32 protein-coding genes and 1 pseudogene are annotated in these 18,718 nt (G+C 34.5%); 30 read left to right on the forward strand and 3 right to left on the reverse strand.

What is annotated here, in order from left to right; genetic code table 11:
- Positions 1-23: 23 nt before the first annotated feature.
- From Q9306_RS11275 to Q9306_RS11285, 3 genes are all read right to left on the reverse strand, one after another.
- Complete coding sequence (locus Q9306_RS11275) at positions 24-218, reverse strand: hypothetical protein (protein ID WP_306198358.1); 195 nt, start codon at positions 216-218, stop codon at positions 24-26.
- 68 nt (positions 219-286) lie between these two features.
- On the reverse strand, positions 287-745 hold the full coding sequence (locus Q9306_RS11280) for an ImmA/IrrE family metallo-endopeptidase (protein WP_306198359.1): 459 nt from the start codon (positions 743-745) through the stop codon (positions 287-289).
- An 11-nt stretch (positions 746-756) separates the two neighbouring features.
- Complete coding sequence (locus Q9306_RS11285; protein WP_306198361.1) at positions 757-1,188, reverse strand: helix-turn-helix domain-containing protein; 432 nt, start codon at positions 1,186-1,188, stop codon at positions 757-759.
- 276 nt (positions 1,189-1,464) lie between these two features.
- Between Q9306_RS11285 and Q9306_RS11290 the strand changes: the two genes are divergently transcribed.
- From Q9306_RS11290 to Q9306_RS11435, 30 genes and pseudogenes are all read left to right on the forward strand, one after another.
- Entirely contained in the window at positions 1,465-1,650 is a 186-nt protein-coding gene (locus Q9306_RS11290; RefSeq protein WP_306198363.1) for a helix-turn-helix domain-containing protein, read from the forward strand.
- Position 1,651: 1 nt separating this feature from the next.
- Complete coding sequence (locus Q9306_RS11295; RefSeq protein WP_306198365.1) at positions 1,652-2,461, forward strand: phage antirepressor; 810 nt, start codon at positions 1,652-1,654, stop codon at positions 2,459-2,461.
- A 190-nt stretch (positions 2,462-2,651) separates the two neighbouring features.
- On the forward strand, positions 2,652-2,858 hold the full coding sequence (locus Q9306_RS11300; protein ID WP_306198367.1) for a helix-turn-helix domain-containing protein: 207 nt from the start codon (positions 2,652-2,654) through the stop codon (positions 2,856-2,858).
- A gap of 276 nt (positions 2,859-3,134) precedes the next feature.
- Positions 3,135-4,019, forward strand: a complete 885-nt coding sequence (locus Q9306_RS11305; protein ID WP_306198371.1) for a DnaD domain-containing protein — start codon at positions 3,135-3,137, stop codon at positions 4,017-4,019.
- Entirely contained in the window at positions 3,958-4,833 is an 876-nt protein-coding gene (locus tag Q9306_RS11310; protein ID WP_306198374.1) for a P-loop NTPase family protein, read from the forward strand. Before Q9306_RS11305 ends, Q9306_RS11310 begins: the two co-directional genes overlap by 62 nt.
- 15 nt (positions 4,834-4,848) lie before the next feature.
- A complete protein-coding gene (locus Q9306_RS11315; protein ID WP_306198376.1) occupies positions 4,849-5,040 on the forward strand; it encodes a hypothetical protein in 192 nt (63 codons plus the stop codon).
- A 16-nt stretch (positions 5,041-5,056) separates the two neighbouring features.
- The gene (locus tag Q9306_RS11320) at positions 5,057-5,347 is read left to right on the forward strand and encodes an AbrB/MazE/SpoVT family DNA-binding domain-containing protein (RefSeq protein ID WP_306198378.1); all 291 of its coding nucleotides are present in this window, start codon (positions 5,057-5,059) and stop codon (positions 5,345-5,347) included.
- A gap of 38 nt (positions 5,348-5,385) precedes the next feature.
- A complete protein-coding gene (locus tag Q9306_RS11325) occupies positions 5,386-5,748 on the forward strand; it encodes a cell division protein SepF (protein WP_306198379.1) in 363 nt (120 codons plus the stop codon).
- Positions 5,749-5,837: 89 nt separating this feature from the next.
- Entirely contained in the window at positions 5,838-6,044 is a 207-nt protein-coding gene (locus Q9306_RS11330) for a DUF3954 domain-containing protein (RefSeq protein ID WP_371932375.1), read from the forward strand.
- Between the two features lie 53 nt (positions 6,045-6,097).
- Positions 6,098-6,229, forward strand: a complete 132-nt coding sequence (locus Q9306_RS11335) for a DUF3983 domain-containing protein (protein ID WP_306198382.1) — start codon at positions 6,098-6,100, stop codon at positions 6,227-6,229.
- 31 nt (positions 6,230-6,260) lie between these two features.
- The gene (locus Q9306_RS11340; RefSeq protein WP_306198383.1) at positions 6,261-6,884 is read left to right on the forward strand and encodes a dUTP diphosphatase; all 624 of its coding nucleotides are present in this window, start codon (positions 6,261-6,263) and stop codon (positions 6,882-6,884) included.
- Positions 6,885-6,957: 73 nt separating this feature from the next.
- On the forward strand, positions 6,958-7,107 hold the full coding sequence (locus Q9306_RS11345; RefSeq protein WP_306198385.1) for a hypothetical protein: 150 nt from the start codon (positions 6,958-6,960) through the stop codon (positions 7,105-7,107).
- A 27-nt stretch (positions 7,108-7,134) separates the two neighbouring features.
- Positions 7,135-7,482 (forward strand): hypothetical protein, encoded by a 348-nt coding sequence (locus Q9306_RS11350; RefSeq protein WP_306198387.1) that lies wholly within the window; start codon positions 7,135-7,137, stop codon positions 7,480-7,482.
- Between the two features lie 36 nt (positions 7,483-7,518).
- Positions 7,519-7,722 carry a hypothetical protein gene (locus tag Q9306_RS11355; RefSeq protein WP_306198388.1) on the forward strand — a complete coding sequence of 68 codons (204 nt, stop codon included), beginning with the start codon at positions 7,519-7,521 and terminating at the stop codon, positions 7,720-7,722.
- Positions 7,719-7,937, forward strand: coding sequence for a hypothetical protein (locus Q9306_RS11360; protein ID WP_306198390.1), 219 nt, complete (start codon positions 7,719-7,721; stop codon positions 7,935-7,937). The genes Q9306_RS11355 and Q9306_RS11360 overlap by 4 nt, the downstream gene beginning before the upstream one ends.
- A gap of 41 nt (positions 7,938-7,978) precedes the next feature.
- The gene (locus Q9306_RS11365) at positions 7,979-8,206 is read left to right on the forward strand and encodes a hypothetical protein (protein WP_306198393.1); all 228 of its coding nucleotides are present in this window, start codon (positions 7,979-7,981) and stop codon (positions 8,204-8,206) included.
- A gap of 28 nt (positions 8,207-8,234) precedes the next feature.
- Complete coding sequence (locus tag Q9306_RS11370) at positions 8,235-8,849, forward strand: hypothetical protein (RefSeq protein ID WP_306198395.1); 615 nt, start codon at positions 8,235-8,237, stop codon at positions 8,847-8,849.
- Positions 8,850-9,566: 717 nt separating this feature from the next.
- Positions 9,567-11,366 (forward strand): group II intron reverse transcriptase/maturase, encoded by a 1,800-nt coding sequence (gene ltrA, locus Q9306_RS11375; protein ID WP_306198397.1) that lies wholly within the window; start codon positions 9,567-9,569, stop codon positions 11,364-11,366.
- Between the two features lie 1,198 nt (positions 11,367-12,564).
- Positions 12,565-12,762: a hypothetical protein gene (locus tag Q9306_RS11380; RefSeq protein WP_306198401.1), complete on the forward strand. Its 198-nt coding sequence runs from the start codon at positions 12,565-12,567 to the stop codon at positions 12,760-12,762.
- A gap of 84 nt (positions 12,763-12,846) precedes the next feature.
- Complete coding sequence (locus Q9306_RS11385; protein ID WP_306198404.1) at positions 12,847-13,041, forward strand: hypothetical protein; 195 nt, start codon at positions 12,847-12,849, stop codon at positions 13,039-13,041.
- A gap of 36 nt (positions 13,042-13,077) precedes the next feature.
- Positions 13,078-13,269: a hypothetical protein gene (locus tag Q9306_RS11390; protein ID WP_306198407.1), complete on the forward strand. Its 192-nt coding sequence runs from the start codon at positions 13,078-13,080 to the stop codon at positions 13,267-13,269.
- 602 nt (positions 13,270-13,871) lie between these two features.
- Positions 13,872-14,252: a hypothetical protein gene (locus Q9306_RS11395; RefSeq protein WP_306198409.1), complete on the forward strand. Its 381-nt coding sequence runs from the start codon at positions 13,872-13,874 to the stop codon at positions 14,250-14,252.
- Positions 14,253-14,280: 28 nt separating this feature from the next.
- Positions 14,281-14,484: a hypothetical protein gene (locus Q9306_RS11400; protein ID WP_306198411.1), complete on the forward strand. Its 204-nt coding sequence runs from the start codon at positions 14,281-14,283 to the stop codon at positions 14,482-14,484.
- Positions 14,485-14,597: 113 nt separating this feature from the next.
- Complete coding sequence (locus Q9306_RS11405) at positions 14,598-14,768, forward strand: hypothetical protein (protein ID WP_306198413.1); 171 nt, start codon at positions 14,598-14,600, stop codon at positions 14,766-14,768.
- A gap of 26 nt (positions 14,769-14,794) precedes the next feature.
- Positions 14,795-15,277 (forward strand): ArpU family phage packaging/lysis transcriptional regulator, encoded by a 483-nt coding sequence (locus Q9306_RS11410; RefSeq protein WP_306198415.1) that lies wholly within the window; start codon positions 14,795-14,797, stop codon positions 15,275-15,277.
- Complete coding sequence (locus Q9306_RS11415; RefSeq protein WP_306198417.1) at positions 15,277-15,819, forward strand: site-specific integrase; 543 nt, start codon at positions 15,277-15,279, stop codon at positions 15,817-15,819. Before Q9306_RS11410 ends, Q9306_RS11415 begins: the two co-directional genes overlap by 1 nt.
- Positions 15,820-16,033: 214 nt before the next feature.
- Entirely contained in the window at positions 16,034-17,110 is a 1,077-nt protein-coding gene (locus tag Q9306_RS11420) for a hypothetical protein (protein ID WP_306198420.1), read from the forward strand.
- A gap of 647 nt (positions 17,111-17,757) precedes the next feature.
- Positions 17,758-17,925, forward strand: a complete 168-nt coding sequence (locus Q9306_RS11425; protein WP_306198423.1) for a hypothetical protein — start codon at positions 17,758-17,760, stop codon at positions 17,923-17,925.
- The gene (locus Q9306_RS11430) at positions 17,925-18,125 is read left to right on the forward strand and encodes a hypothetical protein (RefSeq protein WP_306198425.1); all 201 of its coding nucleotides are present in this window, start codon (positions 17,925-17,927) and stop codon (positions 18,123-18,125) included. The genes Q9306_RS11425 and Q9306_RS11430 overlap by 1 nt, the downstream gene beginning before the upstream one ends.
- Positions 18,126-18,178: 53 nt before the next feature.
- Positions 18,179-18,583, forward strand: a pseudogene (locus Q9306_RS11435) (hypothetical protein); the annotation flags it as partial.
- Positions 18,584-18,718: the final 135 nt, after the last annotated feature.

The raw sequence follows: 18,718 nt of genomic DNA on the forward strand, positions 1-18,718 counted from the left end.
AAAAAAGAGTGGTTGATATCTTTTTATTTAAAAGTGTTCTTATTACTCTTTTGGTCCAAATGTTCAATAAAAATTTTTTGTTTACTTCCTGCTAGTTCTCCTACTAACTTATTGTTTTCAATAAAAATACGATCGAAAACAGGTATTTTAGTCATTTGAATAGATTTTGCGGCATTTCGTTTTTTTGTTTTTCTGAAATCATCTAAGTTTATAAGCATTATACTAATCCTTCTTTCTTTGAGAATATACGTTCGTTTGTTGTTTAAAAATAAAAGTCCATGGCGGACTAAACTAAGCAACCTATTAATTTTTGATGTTTTAATAATAATAACTCTTTTGGGACCCCTGTATGATTAGACATTGCATTTATAGTTTTAAATTCTTTTGCATATGCATGCCAATTCTCATCTGGCATTAATAATTCTACTGCAAATAAATTGGCCTGTCTCTCATATTTATCTACAGATAAGAATGTATTAGCGCGTAAAAACGGAGTATTGACATGCTTATGCATTCTGCAATGTCCTAGTTCATGTGAACAAGTAACAATTTGCTCATTGAAACTTAAATTTTCGTTAATACAAATATACTGGTTTTTCTTATTGTACTTATAAAAACCCATAATACTTGGGGGCAAGTTTTTATAAAAAACATGCACGTTTAAATTCTCAGCTATTTCAAAAGGGTCTGTTGTATTAAACTTTTTTGCTAGATCTAATGCTGCGTCTTTTTCATAGTAGCCCAATTGAATCACTCCTACTTGTCTTCTTTTCTGTATTTTTTAGGGATGTATTTTTTATTTACTTTTTGTGTATGTTTAACGATGTATTCCATTGCATCCATCAACGAGTCTAAAGCTTCTTCAGAAAGAGGTTCACCAGAAAACATTAATCCATCAGTATCTGTCAGATCTTTGCGTATCTCTTCCATTCTTTTTCCAATGTCTTTTCTATCCTTTTCGGTAAAACCTTCTGCATCTTTAATAGTATCTTTATTTGAAGTTCTTCCTAATAGATAATCAATTGAAACGTCGAAGTAGTCTGCTACCTTTTGTACACGTTCAACAGAAGGTGTCCTTTTTTTCCACTGGTAAATAGTATTTTGACCAAATTCTAATTCTTCTTCTAATTTAGATACTGATATTCCTTTATTTTGACAAAGTTCTTTAATTATCTCAGTAATACCCACATAAACCAACCTTTCAAGCCAGCACAAAAAAAGTTTTATTCAATCAGTTAGTTAAAAGGTTTGACAACTAACTGATTGAATAATATACTTATGTGCATAAGCTACTTATTTAGCTTTCAAAATACTACTAACAAAAAGCTATAATTTACGTTCCCCAACGTACAAAAGCCATAATTGTAGGTTTATTTAGCTATGAGTACATTTTAATCAATAAGTTAGTTATTGTCAATGATAAGCTAAACAATTAGCTTATTTTCTAAAAATGAGGTGGACAGAATGAAAAATGAATTTGGCATGAGAGTTCGAGCGAAGCTCTTCGCTAACAATATGCAGCAAAAAGAATTAGCGGAATTACTTGGAATCTCTGGTCCATATTTATCGGATATCCTTCGAAACAAACGAAATGGAAAGAAAGTCAGAGAAAAAATCATAAAGATTTTAGATATGAAGGAGGTTTCATAAAATGAATCAACTACAAAATTTCTCACACAACATGTTTGGCAACTTAGAAATTCTTATCAAAGAAGGAAAAGAATACTTTCCAGCAACAGATGTTGCGACTTCATTGGGATATAAAAGACCACAAGATGCAGTTCGACAACATTGCAAGGAAGATGGGTCGGTAAATCACCGAGTCACCGATTCTCTTGGTAGGATGCAAGAAAAGAAATTCATCAACGAACCAAACTTATACCGCTTAATCGTAAAATCAAAACTTCCACAAGCGGAACAGTTTGAAAAATGGGTGTTTGAAGAAGTTCTACCATCAATCCGAAAACATGGAGCGTACATGACGCCACAAACAATAAACGCATTGCTTCAAGATCCAGATTTAATTATCGGATTAGCTTCGCAACTCAAACATGAACAACAAGCAAGACATGTTGCAGAACAGAAAAACTTAATGTTAGAACAACAAGTTGCTGAAAACGCATCAAAGATTACATACCTAGACCAAATACTTCAATCGAAAGATACTGTCACAGTTTCACAAATAGCTGCTGACTACGGTATTTCAGCCCAGGGCCTTAACAAAGTATTAAAAGAAGAAAAGGTGCAATACAAGGTCAACGAACAGTGGCTGCTGTACTCAAACTATCGTAATCAAGGATATACAAAATCAAAAACAGTCGATGTAACTCATACAGATGGAACACGCTCTGTGAAGATGAATACTCGTTGGACACAAAAAGGAAGGCTCTTTATACATGAGATTCTTGCTAAACGCGGCATCATCCCAGAGATGGACAAAGAAATCAATCAAGCAATCTAGCACCTACGAATATCAGAATAGTACAAAATCGATATTTTAGGAGGTTTTCAGATGGGGGATGTAATTGCAATGTTGAGCTTTTGCGGTGTGGGTTTGTTAGTTTATCTCTTTGACAAGCCTATAAAACAATGGACAAGCGATGTTGATGATAAATGAGCCTAAACGTTCGTATCAGAAAGGAGTATTAAAGATGAATAATCAAACAACAAGCATTAAAGAACTTCCGTTTGCATTGAAAGCAAGTGATATTTCAGAAGTATTGAACATTTCTCGTTCAGCGGCATATGCATTGATGAAACGGAAGGATTTTCCGACGATTTCAATTGGTAAAAGTAAACGTGTGAAGTCATCAGACTTTTTAAACTGGCTAGAAAATCAAAAAGAAGCAGTCTCATGAAAAAAATTAAAAGACCCCTGTTACAGCAGGAGTCCATAAGAAAACAAACTTTATTTTAAGTATATCACGGAAAGCGATGCAATAGTACATGCATATAAATCAAGTTCCCTTTCAGGTCCTGTTACCTCAGAAATTTTGGAAGGAATCAAATAGTGAAGCTGAATTGAAACAAAAGATTGAACAATATTTTGGCATTTGCTATCCGAATTATGACATTAAAAAAATTGTTCAAACTGGAGAATCATACATCGCGATTTGCGAAAAGGAGTGAGTTCGTTGAACAGCAAGGTAATGCAAATAGGACAAATGAACTTCCGAGGAAATGTAATCGATCACGGTTGGTTTAAAACACTTACATTAGACAACGGAAAACCAAACATGGTAGCCATTACTATCTTAGGAGAAGTTGTTTATTGGTACAAACCAACTGAGGTAAGAGATGAACAAAGTAATCAGGTTCGTTATAAACAAAAGTTTAAAGCAGATATGCTTCAAAAAAGCTATCAACAACTAGCTGATTCATTTGGTTTCACAAAAAGACAAGTGAAAGATGCCTGTGATTATTTAAAAGATTTAGGACTAGTACGAATCAATTTTAGAACCATTTTTGTAAGTGGAACTCGTTGTAATAATGTGATGTTTATTGAACCTATACCAGAAAAAATACAAAAAATTTCAATTTTATATTGGAAAGACGAAACCCCTCCTACGTTAGAACGTAACAGCCTATCTCTTTCTAACGGAACACCCTCTTACGTTAAACCGGAGGAGGCTCATACGCTAGAACGTAAGACAAATACAAAGATTATTACAAAGATTACTACAAAGAATGTAAGTAATAGTAATATCTTTTCGTTCTATGAAAATAATTTTGGGATTTTAAATCCATTCGTAGCCGATAGTATTATCCAATGGGTAAACGATACAAGCGAAGAACTTGTACAAGCAGCTATGGAACGTACTTTGAAACAGCAGAAGAAATGGAATTATGCTGAGGGCATTTTAAAACAGTGGGTTAATAAAAACATTCGTACTTTGGCTGATGTTAATGCAGCAGAAATAGAGTTTAAAAACAAAGGTAAAAAAGGAGCGAATAGAAATGGCAACACCAATGAAAAAACTAGCAGAATCCCTGGAATCGAAGGTGAACTACCATTCTGATCAATGCATGAAGCATTCATATGAAATAGGTGGTCAAAAGATAACGAAACCTGTCCAAATGATTATTTATCAAGGACAACCTGTTTGCCCTAGATGTGTAGTTGAACAAAACAACAAAGTTTTAGAGGAACAGGCTAATGCTCACTACAAAAAGATTAATCGATTGCAGAAATTTAACATGCTGGAAAAGGCAAGTGTTATTACAAATAAGAAAATTCCACTTTCAAGATTATCGGATTACAGGGTTGGTTGTGATGAAACGAACAGTCACAAGAAAGCTGTAGAAGAAACTTTGGAGGATTTAAAGAACGGAGAAATTAGAAAAGTTGTATTTACAGGAAATCAAGGGACGGCAAAAAGTTTCCTAGCATACAGCATGCTTCATGAATTAAATCAATATTTCTGGGATATCAGTCAAGAAGAAGAAAACTATCATTTGATGAAAAGTTGTTTATATGTGGAATTAGAAGCAATAACAAGAATGATTATGGATTCTTTCGATGATAAGAGCAGTAAATATACACTTCAATATTTCGTTCAACTAATTGGACAAGCTGATTTTGTTGTATTAGATGATCTTGGTGCAGAAAGCGGCTCGACAGATTCAAATAGACAAGCTTCAGATTTCATACAGCGTCTTTTATATGCGGTATCAAATGCTAGACAAGGAATGAGTACATTTACTACAACAAACTTTACTGGAAAACAACTTTTTAATAAATATGATGCTAAAACAGTTAGTCGTTTATTAGGAGATTCACGAGTATTGAAGTTTACTACAGCAGATCAAAGGCTTGCAAACTTAGGATTCTAATAAGGGGGAGTAAGAATGTGCGTATGTAATGGTACTGGAATCATTCGTAAGGAAATCTATCCAGGTGTAATCGCAACTGATGGATGCACGTGTGAGGTAGCAAAAAAGCAAGAATCTACTTATAAGGAACGTCGGGAAGCTCGGTTACATCTTTTTGAAGAAATGGTGCAAAAAGTTGAATTAGAAAAACAGCAAAAAGCTAGTTAATAAGGGAGGATTACTAATGAAAAATACAGGTATTGTAAGAAAAATGGACGAGCTTGGTCGTGTGGTGATTCCAGTTGAATTGCGTAGAACTTTAGGGATTGCTGTAGGTACGCCGTTAGAAATACATGTTAATAACCAAGACATTGTTTTAAGAAAACATGAGAAAGCTTGCTTTGTAACTGGTGAAGTCTCAGATGATAACGTTGAGTTGCTTGATGGAAGAATGTTCATAAGCAGAAAAGGTGCAGATGAATTAATAAATGCCATTATGGCTCAAGGTGAATCGAAGGGATGGCTTGGTAAATAAATTCCATAATATCAGCTTAATAAGGAGTGAAGTAAACAATGGCAAAGCAGTTAAATATTTTTGAAGTTGAGCCAAATATCATGGAGTTTGATGTAACAAAAGCAAAAGTAAAAAGAAGAACAGGAAACATTACATATACAGATGTGTGCGTAGTAGTTCCTCGGAATGCGCGAAGCACTGATGAGCTTCCGAAGACAACAAAAGCTGATGATCGTTACGAAGTTTTCGAAGAGCATGCAGTTGCAATATGGCGGTTTAATCGTGAAAAGGACAATGCGTTTAGTTGGGAAGCAGCTGAAGAATTATGTAAAGCAGCACGGGACCATAAAGAAGCTATTCCGGCACGGATATATTTAGGAAGCGGATTTTGTCCTAACAATGTTGTGGAGTATTTGAAATAAAAAGGACCAGAAGTAATCTGGTCATAACATAGGGTATTCATCGATAGATGATTACGTTGATTATAACTTAATAGATTGGTGGGACATATATGTCTAAAGAAATCTTTACAAAATCTCAACAAATTAAAAGATTAACAGCTGAAATAGATGTTACAACGGACAAGATTATTGTAATTAAAGACGGGAAAGTTACTCCATACGAAAGGCCACAAACTGGATTCGGTGAACAAGTTGTAGTTTGGGTAAATGGTAAAGCTATTCGTGTAGATACAAAGTACACAGAAAAGATTGAATAGTAAAATTTCATAAATTTAAATATGATTCAATTGGTTACTGAGGAGAGATGAAGATGGCTAAGTTAAAGAAAAGGAAGATCAGGAAAGCTATTTTACGTCGTGCAAAGTCAGTAGAAAACTATCAAGTTGCAACAGCATGGCGAAACATATTTGTGAAATCTGGAGTATTGAAGTCGAAACAATAAAAGAGAAGTTATTTATAAGGAGCGGATGAAAATGAACTTAACTAAATTATTTTTAATGCAATCTGATTTTGATAATCGTGTATTAACAACTAAAGGACTTACCAGAGAAGAAACGTTTGAATTTCGTATTTTAGCATTCTTAGACGAGCTAGGAGAATGTATGAAAGAATGGCGTGTTTTCAAGTTTTGGAGTAATAACCGTAATCCAATTACTAAAAGCCCTATTGAATGTTCTGTATGCTGTGGTTCTGGCGATATGAATTTTGAATCGATTACTGATGATGCTTATAGCAATACAAAACATGAATATATTCAGTGCTCAGAATGCGAAGGTCATGGGCATTTAGGTTATAAAAATCCACTTCTTGAGGAATATGTTGACGGATTACACTTTGCGATTAGCCTTTGTATCGATTTGGAAGTAACGATGGAATTTCCAGCATCAATTAAGTGCAGCGATGCAACGGAACAATACTTTGAACTATATTCACTTGCTGTTGAATTGAAGAAAGATCCAATGCAGGATAAAGCGGATTATCTATTGGCCCATTATTTAGGATTAGGTGAATTGCTTGGGTTCACATTAGAAGAAATTGAGAAAGCATACATTGAAAAAAATGACGTAAACCATCAACGCCAGGACAACGGATATTAAGACCAATTGCTACTTTTTATAGAAAACTAAAGGAATATGAAAAAGAGAAAATAAGTTAAGGGGATGGATTGATATGGATATTCTTGTATCTAAAGAGGAATTTGAGAAATCTGTTGAGGACTTAAAACTGAAAGTTAATAAGTTAAAAGAACCAGTAGAGAAATTTGAGGCAGAATTACAAGAGTTTGAGGAAAAAACGAAAAAACAATGTAATACAATTTGAATTTTATTAAGAAATGGAGAGATTGAGATGATTAAAGAAAAAACACTTATGGGTAGTAGATATAAGTTTCAGCATATGGAAATTGAAGTTTTAGAAAGAGAGGGCGATAGTGTTTGTGCATTTAGTGCATCTTTTGTACATGTTGGATTAAATGGAAAAATTAGCCCTGGAATGATGGAAGTTAATAGAACACTTTGGGACCAACAATCAAATAAACGTCCAAAAGGATTTCTTGTATTGAGAACAGTTCGTAAGGATGATGGTACAACAACGACTGTAATGGTATCGGAAAAATGGTTCTTTGAAACGTTATCTAAGGAAGAAAGGAAAGTATTCGAACAAAGACTAGATAAAGAGATTGGTAAGCAATCGTAATCAAAGCGTTATTTTGCACGGGAATGAGGGAACGTAATGAAAATGGTTCGTAGACGGGCTGTTATTAAATTAGAGAAGCAAAGGAAAAGTGGAGGTAGATTTAAAGCGGTTAGATGGAATGTGCATATGTATTTATCTATACGCAATCTTAAGACAAAAGATATGTTAGGTGCATATCAAGACATGCAAGCTATAAATAACGAAGTAAAAAACATCATAGAAAAAGGTGATGAAGAATGAGAACAATGAAACCACGTAGATTTGAGTATTTGATTTCTTACACAAATCATCTCGTAAATGGATTTTCAGAAGGTACGTATTTGTTTGTTAGTCGTTCGAAACTAAATAGTAAAAAAGACGTTTTAGACTTAATGGAAATATTGAAAGAAGCAAATGGCGCTCATACGGTTACTATAAATAACATTCAATTGTTAAGAGAAAAACGAGCGTTATAAAACTAGACAAAATAGTTATCTTGTAGAAAAGGGGAATGGATATGGCATCTGGTTGCATTTTAGGTGAATGTCCGATATGCGAAGAATTAATTTTTGAAGATGAGATTGATTTTGATCAGTACGACAACATGGTGCATAGAAGGTGCCTTAATTTACGAAATAACAACAATAAAACGATTCATCTCTTAAAACAAGAAATACAAAGGCTTGAGAAGAGAATAAAGGAATTGGAAGAGCAGAATAAGAGCGGCCAGATGACGTTGTTTTAATAAAATCCTTATTTGGGAGTAAAGGAGAATGATAGATATGAAAACAAAAGGAATAACGCGTGGAGAGATTCTTTTAGGGATGGAGCAGGGGCATTTCAAAGAAGGAGATGTTTTCAAACGCCGATCCGATGGAAAAGAAATCAAGATTACTAAAAGGAACAGATTACGTTATTCGGGTGGTAATCATGTTGAAATATATGTTGTTAAAAATGAATTATGGGATTATCAAGAAACATTTAAAGTTGGCGATTGGATTGTTGCGTGGTCGTGGGAAAATGTTTGTAAAATAATTGAAGTTGACTATTTAAAGCGCGAAGGGCATATGAAAACGGATCATGTAGTGGATGGTTCTAATCAAATAGCTACAACATATAGGAAAGCCACAGTAAAAGAAATTGCAAATGAAATACGTCGTAGAATGTTTGGGAGCGCAGGTCGTGAATTGAATGAATTTAAAATTGGAGACTGTGTAAAAGATGGCGAGGCGTCTTATATGAAAGTAGAAGATGTTAGTGACGACTCTAAAATTGTTCTTTGTTCTTATTACGATTCTAATGCAGGTGGGATTGTGCGTGGTAGGTTCAGAGTCGTTGAGTTAATGCCAGTTTACTTTGTTGAAAATATTGTACAAACGGAAATTTAAATATTAATAAAATCGTTATTTGCGCGACACGTTTCCTTATAAATGTGTAAGCATGAAGTAGGAGGGTTATCAACTTGATAACAACAACTGATTGACTGAAAGTAGGAATGAAAGCCGTCAAGTTGAGCTGAAACTACTTATCTAATACTCCTACATGCAAGGCGTGATAGTAGTCACAAATTGTATGAAGCTAGGTGAAGTCGGCTGAACAAAACCTAAGTGAGAAATCATATGGTAATGGATAGGTCGGGATGCTACAAAATATCTACGGTGAGAATGTCCGATAGGACTGACGAACTTGTGAATGTACGGGTCTAAACGCTTGATACATCAGAAATGTGTATGTCGTCTATGACGACGTTATCTACCGAAAAGTAAGAGTAAATAATATGAAATTCGGGACATCTAACGATGAGGATGTAAAGATAACAGGCTTACAGCAAGCACCTAAAGATATATGCACAGCTAGGTCAATCGGAACGTGGTAAGCAAGAAGCTGTCATCAACGCCTACTAGCGGACAGATGCATATAAGGTTCTAACGAACCGAAATTGCTTCATTCTTGTGAAGGTGGGGACACAGTACCGATGAAACATGTAACGAATGTGGAGGGATAGTCCCTAGTCTTGCTCTTTGAAAACTAAATTAACTAGATGTAACTCACAGGATCGAGTAAGATGATGGGACTTTTCGTAAGAAAGGGGAAATAATACATCGGTGAGTACAACATTACGACATGCAGAATATTACGATATGCAAAAAGTGTTCGATGATTTATATCAACGTAGTGAAAACAACGCCACCAAAGGTGTAAATCTATATAAACATATCATATCAAAAGAAAATATTCTATTGGCATATAGAAGCATAAAGGCTAACAATGGTTCTAAAACCGAAGGTACAGATGGTATTACAATTGACCACTATAAAATGAAAGATGTGGATTCTTTTGTTGATAATATAAGAAAAGCTCTCGTAGACTACAAACCTAATACAGTACGTAGGGTAGAGATATCGAAACCAAATGGAAAGAAACGCCCATTAGGAATACCTTCTATGAGAGATAGATTGATACAACAAATGTTCAAGCAGGTTCTAGAGCCAATATGTGAAGCGAAATTCTACAAACACTCATATGGATTCAGACCTAACAGGTCAACACATCATGCAATGGCTAGGTGTCAATTCTTGATGAATCGAGGAGGATACAGTCACGTAGTAGATATTGATATACAAGGTTTCTTTGATAACATAAACCATTCTAAATTACTGAAACAACTATATAACATAGGTATAACTGATAGAAGAGTACTAACAATCATCTCGAAAATGTTAAAAGCACCAATTAAAGGAGAAGGCATCCCTACAAAAGGGACTCCGCAAGGAGGAATCCTAAGTCCATTACTCAGCAACGTCGTATTAAATGATTTGGATTGGTGGATATCTAGTCAGTGGGATACTATCAAAACAAGAAAACCACATACAATCCAAACTAAAAACTATCGTTTAGCAAAAGCAAAACTAAAGAGAATGTATATAGTCAGGTATGCGGATGATTTTAAAATATTTACAAACAATCATCAATCTGCAACAAAAATATTCTATGCGGTAGAAGGTTACCTTAAAAATCAATTACACCTTAATATATCTAATGAAAAATCAACTATAACTAACCTAAAAAGAAAATCTTCAGATTTTCTAGGGTTCTCCATTAAATCGGTCAAAAAGAACAAAAGACATGTAGCGAACACACATGTAAGCAAGAAAAAGATAAAGGATATCCTTGAAAAAGCAAGGATACTGATTAAAGCAATTCAAAAGAGTCCATCAGGAAAAACAGTACAGGACTATAATTCCTATGTGCTTGGCATTAAAAATTATTACAAAATCGCAACACATGTAACTATAGACTTTACTGAAATAGCCTTTCGTCTCTCGAAAACCCTGTTTAATCGTCTGAAATCGATAGGGAAATATAAGATTCCTACCAATGCAAACGCATTATACAAAAGAACTCATAGGAACAATTATAGAACTTTTGAAATAGCAGGTAATCATGTATATCCACTAGCGGATATACAAACACGATTCCCTCAAAGTTTCAGTCAAGACATTTGCAACTACACTAGAAAAGGAAGACAAAAACTCATCAAAAGCCTAAAAGGTAACATTGCCAATGAAATGCAAAAAATGTTGTTATCCTCCAATAAAAGACAGAGCCTGGAGTACGCAGATAACAGAATATCGAGATATTCCATGCAAAATGGTAAATGCGCTGTCACCGGAATCTTCCTAACAGCCGAAGATGTGCACTGCCACCATAAAATACCGAGAGGTATGGGAGGTACTGACGAGTTTAATAACCTAATTATTGTACATGAATTTGTCCATAGACTGATACACGCCACAAATGAAGAAACGATTAAAACATATATGAGAATACTTCAATTGAGCGATAATCAACTGAAGAAAATAAACAAACTTCGTAAAGTTTGTAATCTAGTTACTTTAGTATAAAAGAATAAGATGGGGCGCTGTATGCGGTGAAAGTCGCACGTACAGTGCTAAGCGGGGGAAAAGATGGAGATAACTTCAAAGTATTACCTATCGCAACGAAAAAATACCAGCTTAAATATTGCGTACATATATTTAAGCTGGAACAGAGAAATAAAGTTATTGTTTGTGTTTTTCCTCTTTATCAAGGAAAAATACGACGAATATTGCTAGGAGCATAGGAAGCCAAACTTCGTGTGGCATATTAAAACCTCCTTAAAATGTATATTCACTATATTTTACCATATATAAGAGTTTAAATGTAAGGCAACGAAAAAGATGAATTTATAACAAAAACGCTATTTGTGCGACACGTTTCCTTATAAGTGTGTAAACACGAAATAGGAGGGTTATCAATTTGATGACAACAACTGATTGACTGAAAGTAGGAATGAAAGCCGTCAGGTTGAGCTGAAACTACTTGTCTGATACTCCTACATGCAAGGCGTGATAGTAGTCACAAATTGTATGAAGCTAGGTGAAGTCGGCTGAACAAAACCTAAGTGAGAAATCATATGGTAATGGATAGGTCGGGATGCTACAAAATATCTATGGTGAGAATGTCCAAATGGACTGGCGAACTTGCGAATGTACGGGTCTAAACGTTTAATACATTAGAAATGTGTATGTCGTTAATGACGACGTTATCTACCGAAAAGTAATAGTAAATAGTATAAAATTCGGAACATCTAACAATGAGGATGTAAAGATAACAGGCTTAAAGCAAGCACCTAAGGATATATGTATAGCTAAGTCAATCGGAACGTGGTAAGCAAGAAACTGTCACCAACGCCTACTAGCGGACAGATGCATATAAGGTTCTAACGAACCGAAATTGCTTCATTCTTGTGAAGGTGGGGACACAGTACCGACGAAGCACATAACAAATGTGGAGGGATAGTCCCTAGTCTTGTTCGTTGAAAACTAAGTCAACTGGATGTAACTCACAGGATCGAGTAAGATGATGTGACTTTTCGTAAGAAAAGGGAATTAATACGTTGGTGAGTACAACATTGTTTGTAATCTAGTTGCTTTAGGATAAAAGGATAAGATGGGGCGCTGTATGCGATGAAAGTCGCACGTACAGTGCTAAGCGGGGGAAAAGATGGAGATAACTTCAAAGTCTTACCTATCGCAACTAGTAGCAAGGTGGGTAAAATTAATGAACCTATGGAATGATACTTTTCGAATTGAACTATTTTTCAAGAGTACAGATAAAGAAGAAAAGAGAAAAACGATAACTCACAAAGGCTCTTTGAAATCAGCAATCCGGAACATATTTAAAGAGTACGGAAACGTACATATGACAGCTAATTTTTATAACAGTAAAGGTACATGGTTAAAGGAAATCGGATTCTAATTTCTAAGCTGAAAATTTAATCCGGAGCAAAGGAGAGCAAACAAGAAAATACTTAACTGTTACGGTACTTGAGGAGGATGAGGAATGAAAATTTTTGTAGTAAAAGAAATCATTAAAGACAAAGAGGTGTATTCGATAGTCAAATTTAGTTGTTCTGAAGAAGAACATGTTGTAGAGACGTATTCTACTTATAAAGAAGCTGAAGACAGAGCAAAGATATTAAATGATGAAGTAAAAGGACAAGGAATCTTATTTTATATAGAAAGAAATGAAAACTAAACAAAAATTTCATTTTGTAGAAAAGGGGAATTGAAGGTGGTCAAGATAGACTTCGATAAGGTCATGATTGTATTCGGTATGGGTTGGCAATTGTGGACAAATGGCGATCTAATATTTCCGGAACGACTTACACTGCGCCATATGTATCAGCAACTAAATTGTGATGAAAAAGAATGCCTGAACAATGAATACAAGGACTTTATTTCGTACTTATCCGCAACGGAATGAATAAAAACGTTTTTAAGAGAAAAGGGGAATAGATATGGATATAAGAACGTTAGATGATGTATTGATTAGTTTGAAGAGAATGGAAAGAGACGAGGAAATGAAAAGAGCAGCTAGCAAAAGCTAACTGCTCATCAGAAGAGAGGATTCAAGAATAGCTAAGGGGTAGCCTAAATGTAGTATGTGCAGATGAAGAAATATTATACGGAAAAGAGAAAAACGTTGAGATAGAAAAGAGCAGCTAGCAAAAACTAACTGCTCTCTAAAAAGGGTTAAGAGAAAGAAAACTGGACTAAGCTGCTAAAACAGCTTATCTGTAGTATGTGCAAATGGTGAAATATTATACGAAAAAAGCAGTCAGCAAAAGCTAACTGCTCCTCCTCGAGGGAGAGGAAAATAAAACTACAAATGGAGTACAGCTATGAGTAGCCAGTTATAGTATCTGCAGATGGTAAAATATTATACAAAAAAAGCAGCTAGCAAAAGCTAACTGCTCGGTCCCAAAAAAGAAAGAATGTAGAATATACTACAAAATGGATTACGGCTGTTTACCAGCCTGTTTGTAGTATGTGCAGAATTGAAAATATTATGCGGAGGGATGAAGAATGAAAAGATTTGAACTGAAACTAATTGATAATAAGCTAGTTATCGATTTAAACAAAACGACAGATGATTATATGGAATGTTATGGATATGACGGTATGCCGAATAAGTATGATATATGTGATATTGGCCCAGCTGAAGTGATTGGCATGGTGGATATTTCAGATCATCAAATTAATATGATTATGGCGGAGTATGAGAACGGTGGAGAATGTGGATGGTGTGACAATGTTAGCAAAGAATTACGAGATCCACATTTATTTGACTTTGCACCTGGTAAAAAGATGTGTCGGAATTGTTGGGAGCATGATAGAGAAATGTACTTAGGTTCATATGGTGAAGATATTGGTCCATTTGATAAAGAACAAAACTCAACAAAATAATCCTTTGAATGGAAAGGAGAGAAGAAGAATGAGACATAGAAGATCTAGACAATGTATTACTTACAAATATGGAAATAACAAAAAAGCGAAGGATATTTGTAAAGCTAAAAAGAATGCAGCGATTCATTTTGCTAAATTGCTTGGTAGTTCAATTTCAACGATTGAGCTTGGACGGATGTTTTATACGTCACAAGGAGTACTTGATCCAACATTTAAATGGGTGAGAGAGTAATTTTTAATATAGTCCGGCTGGAAAACCAGAGGACACCAGATTACTAGAGCAGTTGCTTATTTGCTGCATAGTGATTGGTGTCCTTTTTATTTTATAAAAGGGAGATGTGGAGAATGAAAGCGTTGAAAGACCAATTACGTGAGTGGAAAAAACAATCACAGCAGATGAAAAAGCAAAAGAAGAAAAAACGTAAGGAACAGCTGAGTAAACGAGATATCGAGGATTTGATGGGGATTCGTGGTCCGCGATATGAGCGTAGACGCGGTGCATTAAGACAAAAGTAATCAAAAATAAAAAGGAGTGGTCTTACATGACTAAACAATTATCTTTCTTACCAAAAATCGATAGAGCAGCAACACAGGAGGAATTAGAAGGTGTGTTGGAAAGCGTGCGTATACATAGGCAATTTGGGATGATGCGTAAAGAAATGAAAGTCACTCCTTCTTATGAAATGCGTGAGCACGGTCCTACACATGCAGTTGGTAAGCCGTTAGAAGATGTTGCTATAACGAATATTCAACAAAGCAAACGAGAAGAGTGGCTTGAAAGAATGTCATTACGTATTGATCAGTTTCTAAATCGATTAGGAAACGGACGTGCAGGAAGTGTCCAAAGAGATATTATTTATAAACGTTATTTAGAAGAAGAGGATGTATGTGATTACATGGTTTATAACGAAATAGGAATGTCAGAGCGTACTTATCGACGTTGGAAGTCTAAAGCGTTTTATAAACTTGCTTTTGCACTTGGATTAGAAGTTTATGAGACAGAAGAAACTGGAGGTAATGAATAATGAATTTTGTTCAACCGATACGTGATCCAGAGCAGATACAGCAGTTAAAAGAGTATTTTAAGGAAAAGAGTGTACGTAATTATATTTTATTCATTATGGGAATCAATACAGGCCTGAGAATCTCTGATATTCTGAAATTGAAGGTAGGAGATGTTAAAGGTAGTCATATCTCTATGAGGGAAAAGAAAACAGGAAAACAAAAACGTATTCAAATTACTGCAGCATTAAAAAGAGAACTTAAATGGTTTATTGAAGAAAGAGAAGACAATGAGTATCTATTACAAAGTAGACAGGGTAAGAATCGCCCAATTGGTCGTAGCATGGCATATAAGATATTAAGTGGAGCAGCGGCAGAATTCGGATTAGATGAAATAGGAACACATACCTTAAGAAAGACGTACGGGTATCATATGTACACTCAAACGAAAAACATAGCATTACTTATGGAGATATTCAATCACTCGTCAGAGAAGGTCACGTTACGTTATATAGGTGTAAATCAAGATGCAATGGATAAAGCAATGACTAGATTTAAAATCTAAGCATTGCTTTTTCTTTTTAAATCTATACAGTTACTCATAAATTTCGTACTGTGTAACTCAAAAGAGAAAGTTTAATTAAATCAATGATATCAAGGGATTCAGCTATTAGGTCAGTTACACACAATATAAGATATGGGTAAGTGAGGAGGATGATATTATAAAGAACTCTATTTTTAATGTTAAAATACTAAGTAAAGAGATAGGGGGGATTCGAGTGGGAAATGAAAACTTTTTTGAAAAGAAGAGGATAGAAAATGAAGATAAAAGTGATAAGGCTTATACTTGGACATTTGATACTAATAAGGAATGTAATTTGATTGAACATAGTGAATGCAAAGTAATGTCTGAGGATCTTCAAGCAATCACAAAAACGCAAGAAAACATTGAAAAGATAGCAGGAGCATTTAATAATTATCCATTAATACAAGTTCAAAAAAATGCTCAAACAATGGTGGAAATGTCAAAAAGACTGCAACCATTTATGGACATGCAAGAAAATGTTGAAAAGCTAACAGAAGCATTTACTAAGCATCCGCTAATACAAGTTCAAAAAAATGCTCAAACAATGGTGGAAATGTCAAAAAGACTGCAATCATTTATGGACATGCAGGAGAACATTAAGAAAATAGTAGAGACTTTTAATAATATTGATTTGAGCTCTATCCGTGATAAAGTAGCGGAAGAAATAACAGAAACGAGTGAATTGTTAATAAAACAAGAGGAAGGTTTTTGGTGTTTAGATATTGATATACTCAATGTGATGGGGGATAAAGAGTTAACTGAAGAGGGTTTATCAGATTATATTGAACGTAACCTCGAGACATACATTGCAGAGATAGTTCAAGATTCCATGTATGAACTTCATATAACCTTAATTCAAGAAACTTACGAGGCATACAAAGGTGGTTTCTATAAATTATGTGTGATGCCGTTGTTTGCCGCATTTGAACATGTTTTCACATCTTGGTACGCAGGAACTATCAATAAAGATGCAGTATTGGTTAAACAAAAGCCAAGAGTATTTAAACTTTATAATGAGATTAAAAATAAAGAATATAGTGAAGTAGAACAAGAGCATTTAATTAACGTTTTTGTCTTATCTATAATTCGGACATATAAGAATACATTTATAAAGATACCTGATGAATTATGTCAAAAACTTAATCGGAATTCTATAGCACATGGTTTTCATGATTATGATTCTATTACTAAAGTAGATATCCTTAAATTGTTCCAGTTACTTAAAGCTACTTTAATTTTAAGATCGGTGAGCTCTCATAAATTTAAATGAAAATAAGTGGCAGAGTCGTGACCGTTTTTTGACCGCAAATGTGCCGGTTGTTTTGGATTCAACGTGATATATTTGTATTGTGAGAAGTGGCGGAAATAACACGACTCACAAGGTTACTTTTATAATTTAAACGGTTCCATATTAGCGGCGAAATTACAAATCCGAATCCAGCTGCAATGGTGCAGATTGAATGATCACGCTAATAGGAGAGCTTTTGTTCTTCTCTCAGTCACTTGATGTCAGATCGTCTAGCGTGCAGCAGTATAAATCGATATCAAATGATTGAGAGAAGGATAAAACTTCACATACCGTATGTGTATTAAATAAGAGAATAGCAGAAGTTAGAGCATCCATTTAGATGCTCTTTTCACATTTTGCGAAGGACAAGCATATACTACTTGTACACCGTTTAACTTTTGTTAAAAGGAATATCGTAATCCCAATTCTTGCCCAAGGAAGAGCGCTTGCGGAAACAGGTGCTCTTCTTTTATTTTGCATAAAAAAAAGAACCTAAGGAAGCTAGGTTCTGAAAAAAGGTAAGAAAATGGTTTGATAATAACTTGAATAGTTTAATAAATGTCCGCATCTAGATAATACAATATAGTTGAGATATATTCAAGAGTCTATTTTGAGGAGAGTGAGTGTAAATGAAGACTGAAACATTAATATTAAAACCTTCACATTTACATAAGATTGACCCAAATAAAATTCAGTCGGTTCAAGACATGTTTGAAATTTTAAAAAGGATTCCGATGTATGTCGATGATGAAAGAGTAAAAGGGATTGAGCATTTGATTGAAAAGGATGATGAATGATGGATAATACAATTATTGAATTTAAAATTAATAATTTAGAAAAGAAAGTTGATAATTTGCAAAATGAAAATCATGTGTTGAAAGAATCACTGGACTCGTTAGCATGTAGAACGGAAGAATTGGAACGATCAGTTACTAAGCTACAACACAAATTAATTATAGACCGTATTAACGCTGCTGAATCAGGTATCAAAATTTAATAATAGTAACTATCTTTGGCACTACTGTTAAGGAAAGATAAGGAGTGAAGGTAATGTGTGGAGGAGAAACGCGTAGCATTTCTAGATGTTGTTTAGTTTGTAACTATCAAATTAAAGTGCATCATTCGCCAGATGTTAAATATCAAGAAGTAACGGTTTGTCCGAAATGTAACGGTGCTTTTGTAGATATGTGGATGATTAATAAATATAAACAATCAGACGATACAAAAGGGAAAGAAGAACCTTTAGTACAAATTGTGCAATCAGATATTGATACTGTTCCTGTTGTGCTCTACAAAGGTGAAGAGATTAAAGGGAAAGTAAGGGTTAGCTTTGATTGGAAGACAGATGGCTATTATCATAAGTCAGGTCCTTATATTCATATTGAACACGTAGAAGATAGCACTAAGTGTGTAAACACAAAGATCATACAGCACAATCATCCTATTGTGAAAGAAGTAAAGTTGTTTGTGGATGGAATTGAGATTGCTGAATGTCAATGTACAGATTGCAAGAATAAAGATGAATCAGAATTATTGTCTACCTTCTCGACGGAGGAATTAGTTGAAGCATTAAAGCTAAAGGAAGATGTA

The organism is Bacillus multifaciens (assembly GCF_030756675.1).
Lineage (GTDB): Bacteria > Bacillota > Bacilli > Bacillales > Bacillaceae_G > Bacillus_A > Bacillus_A multifaciens.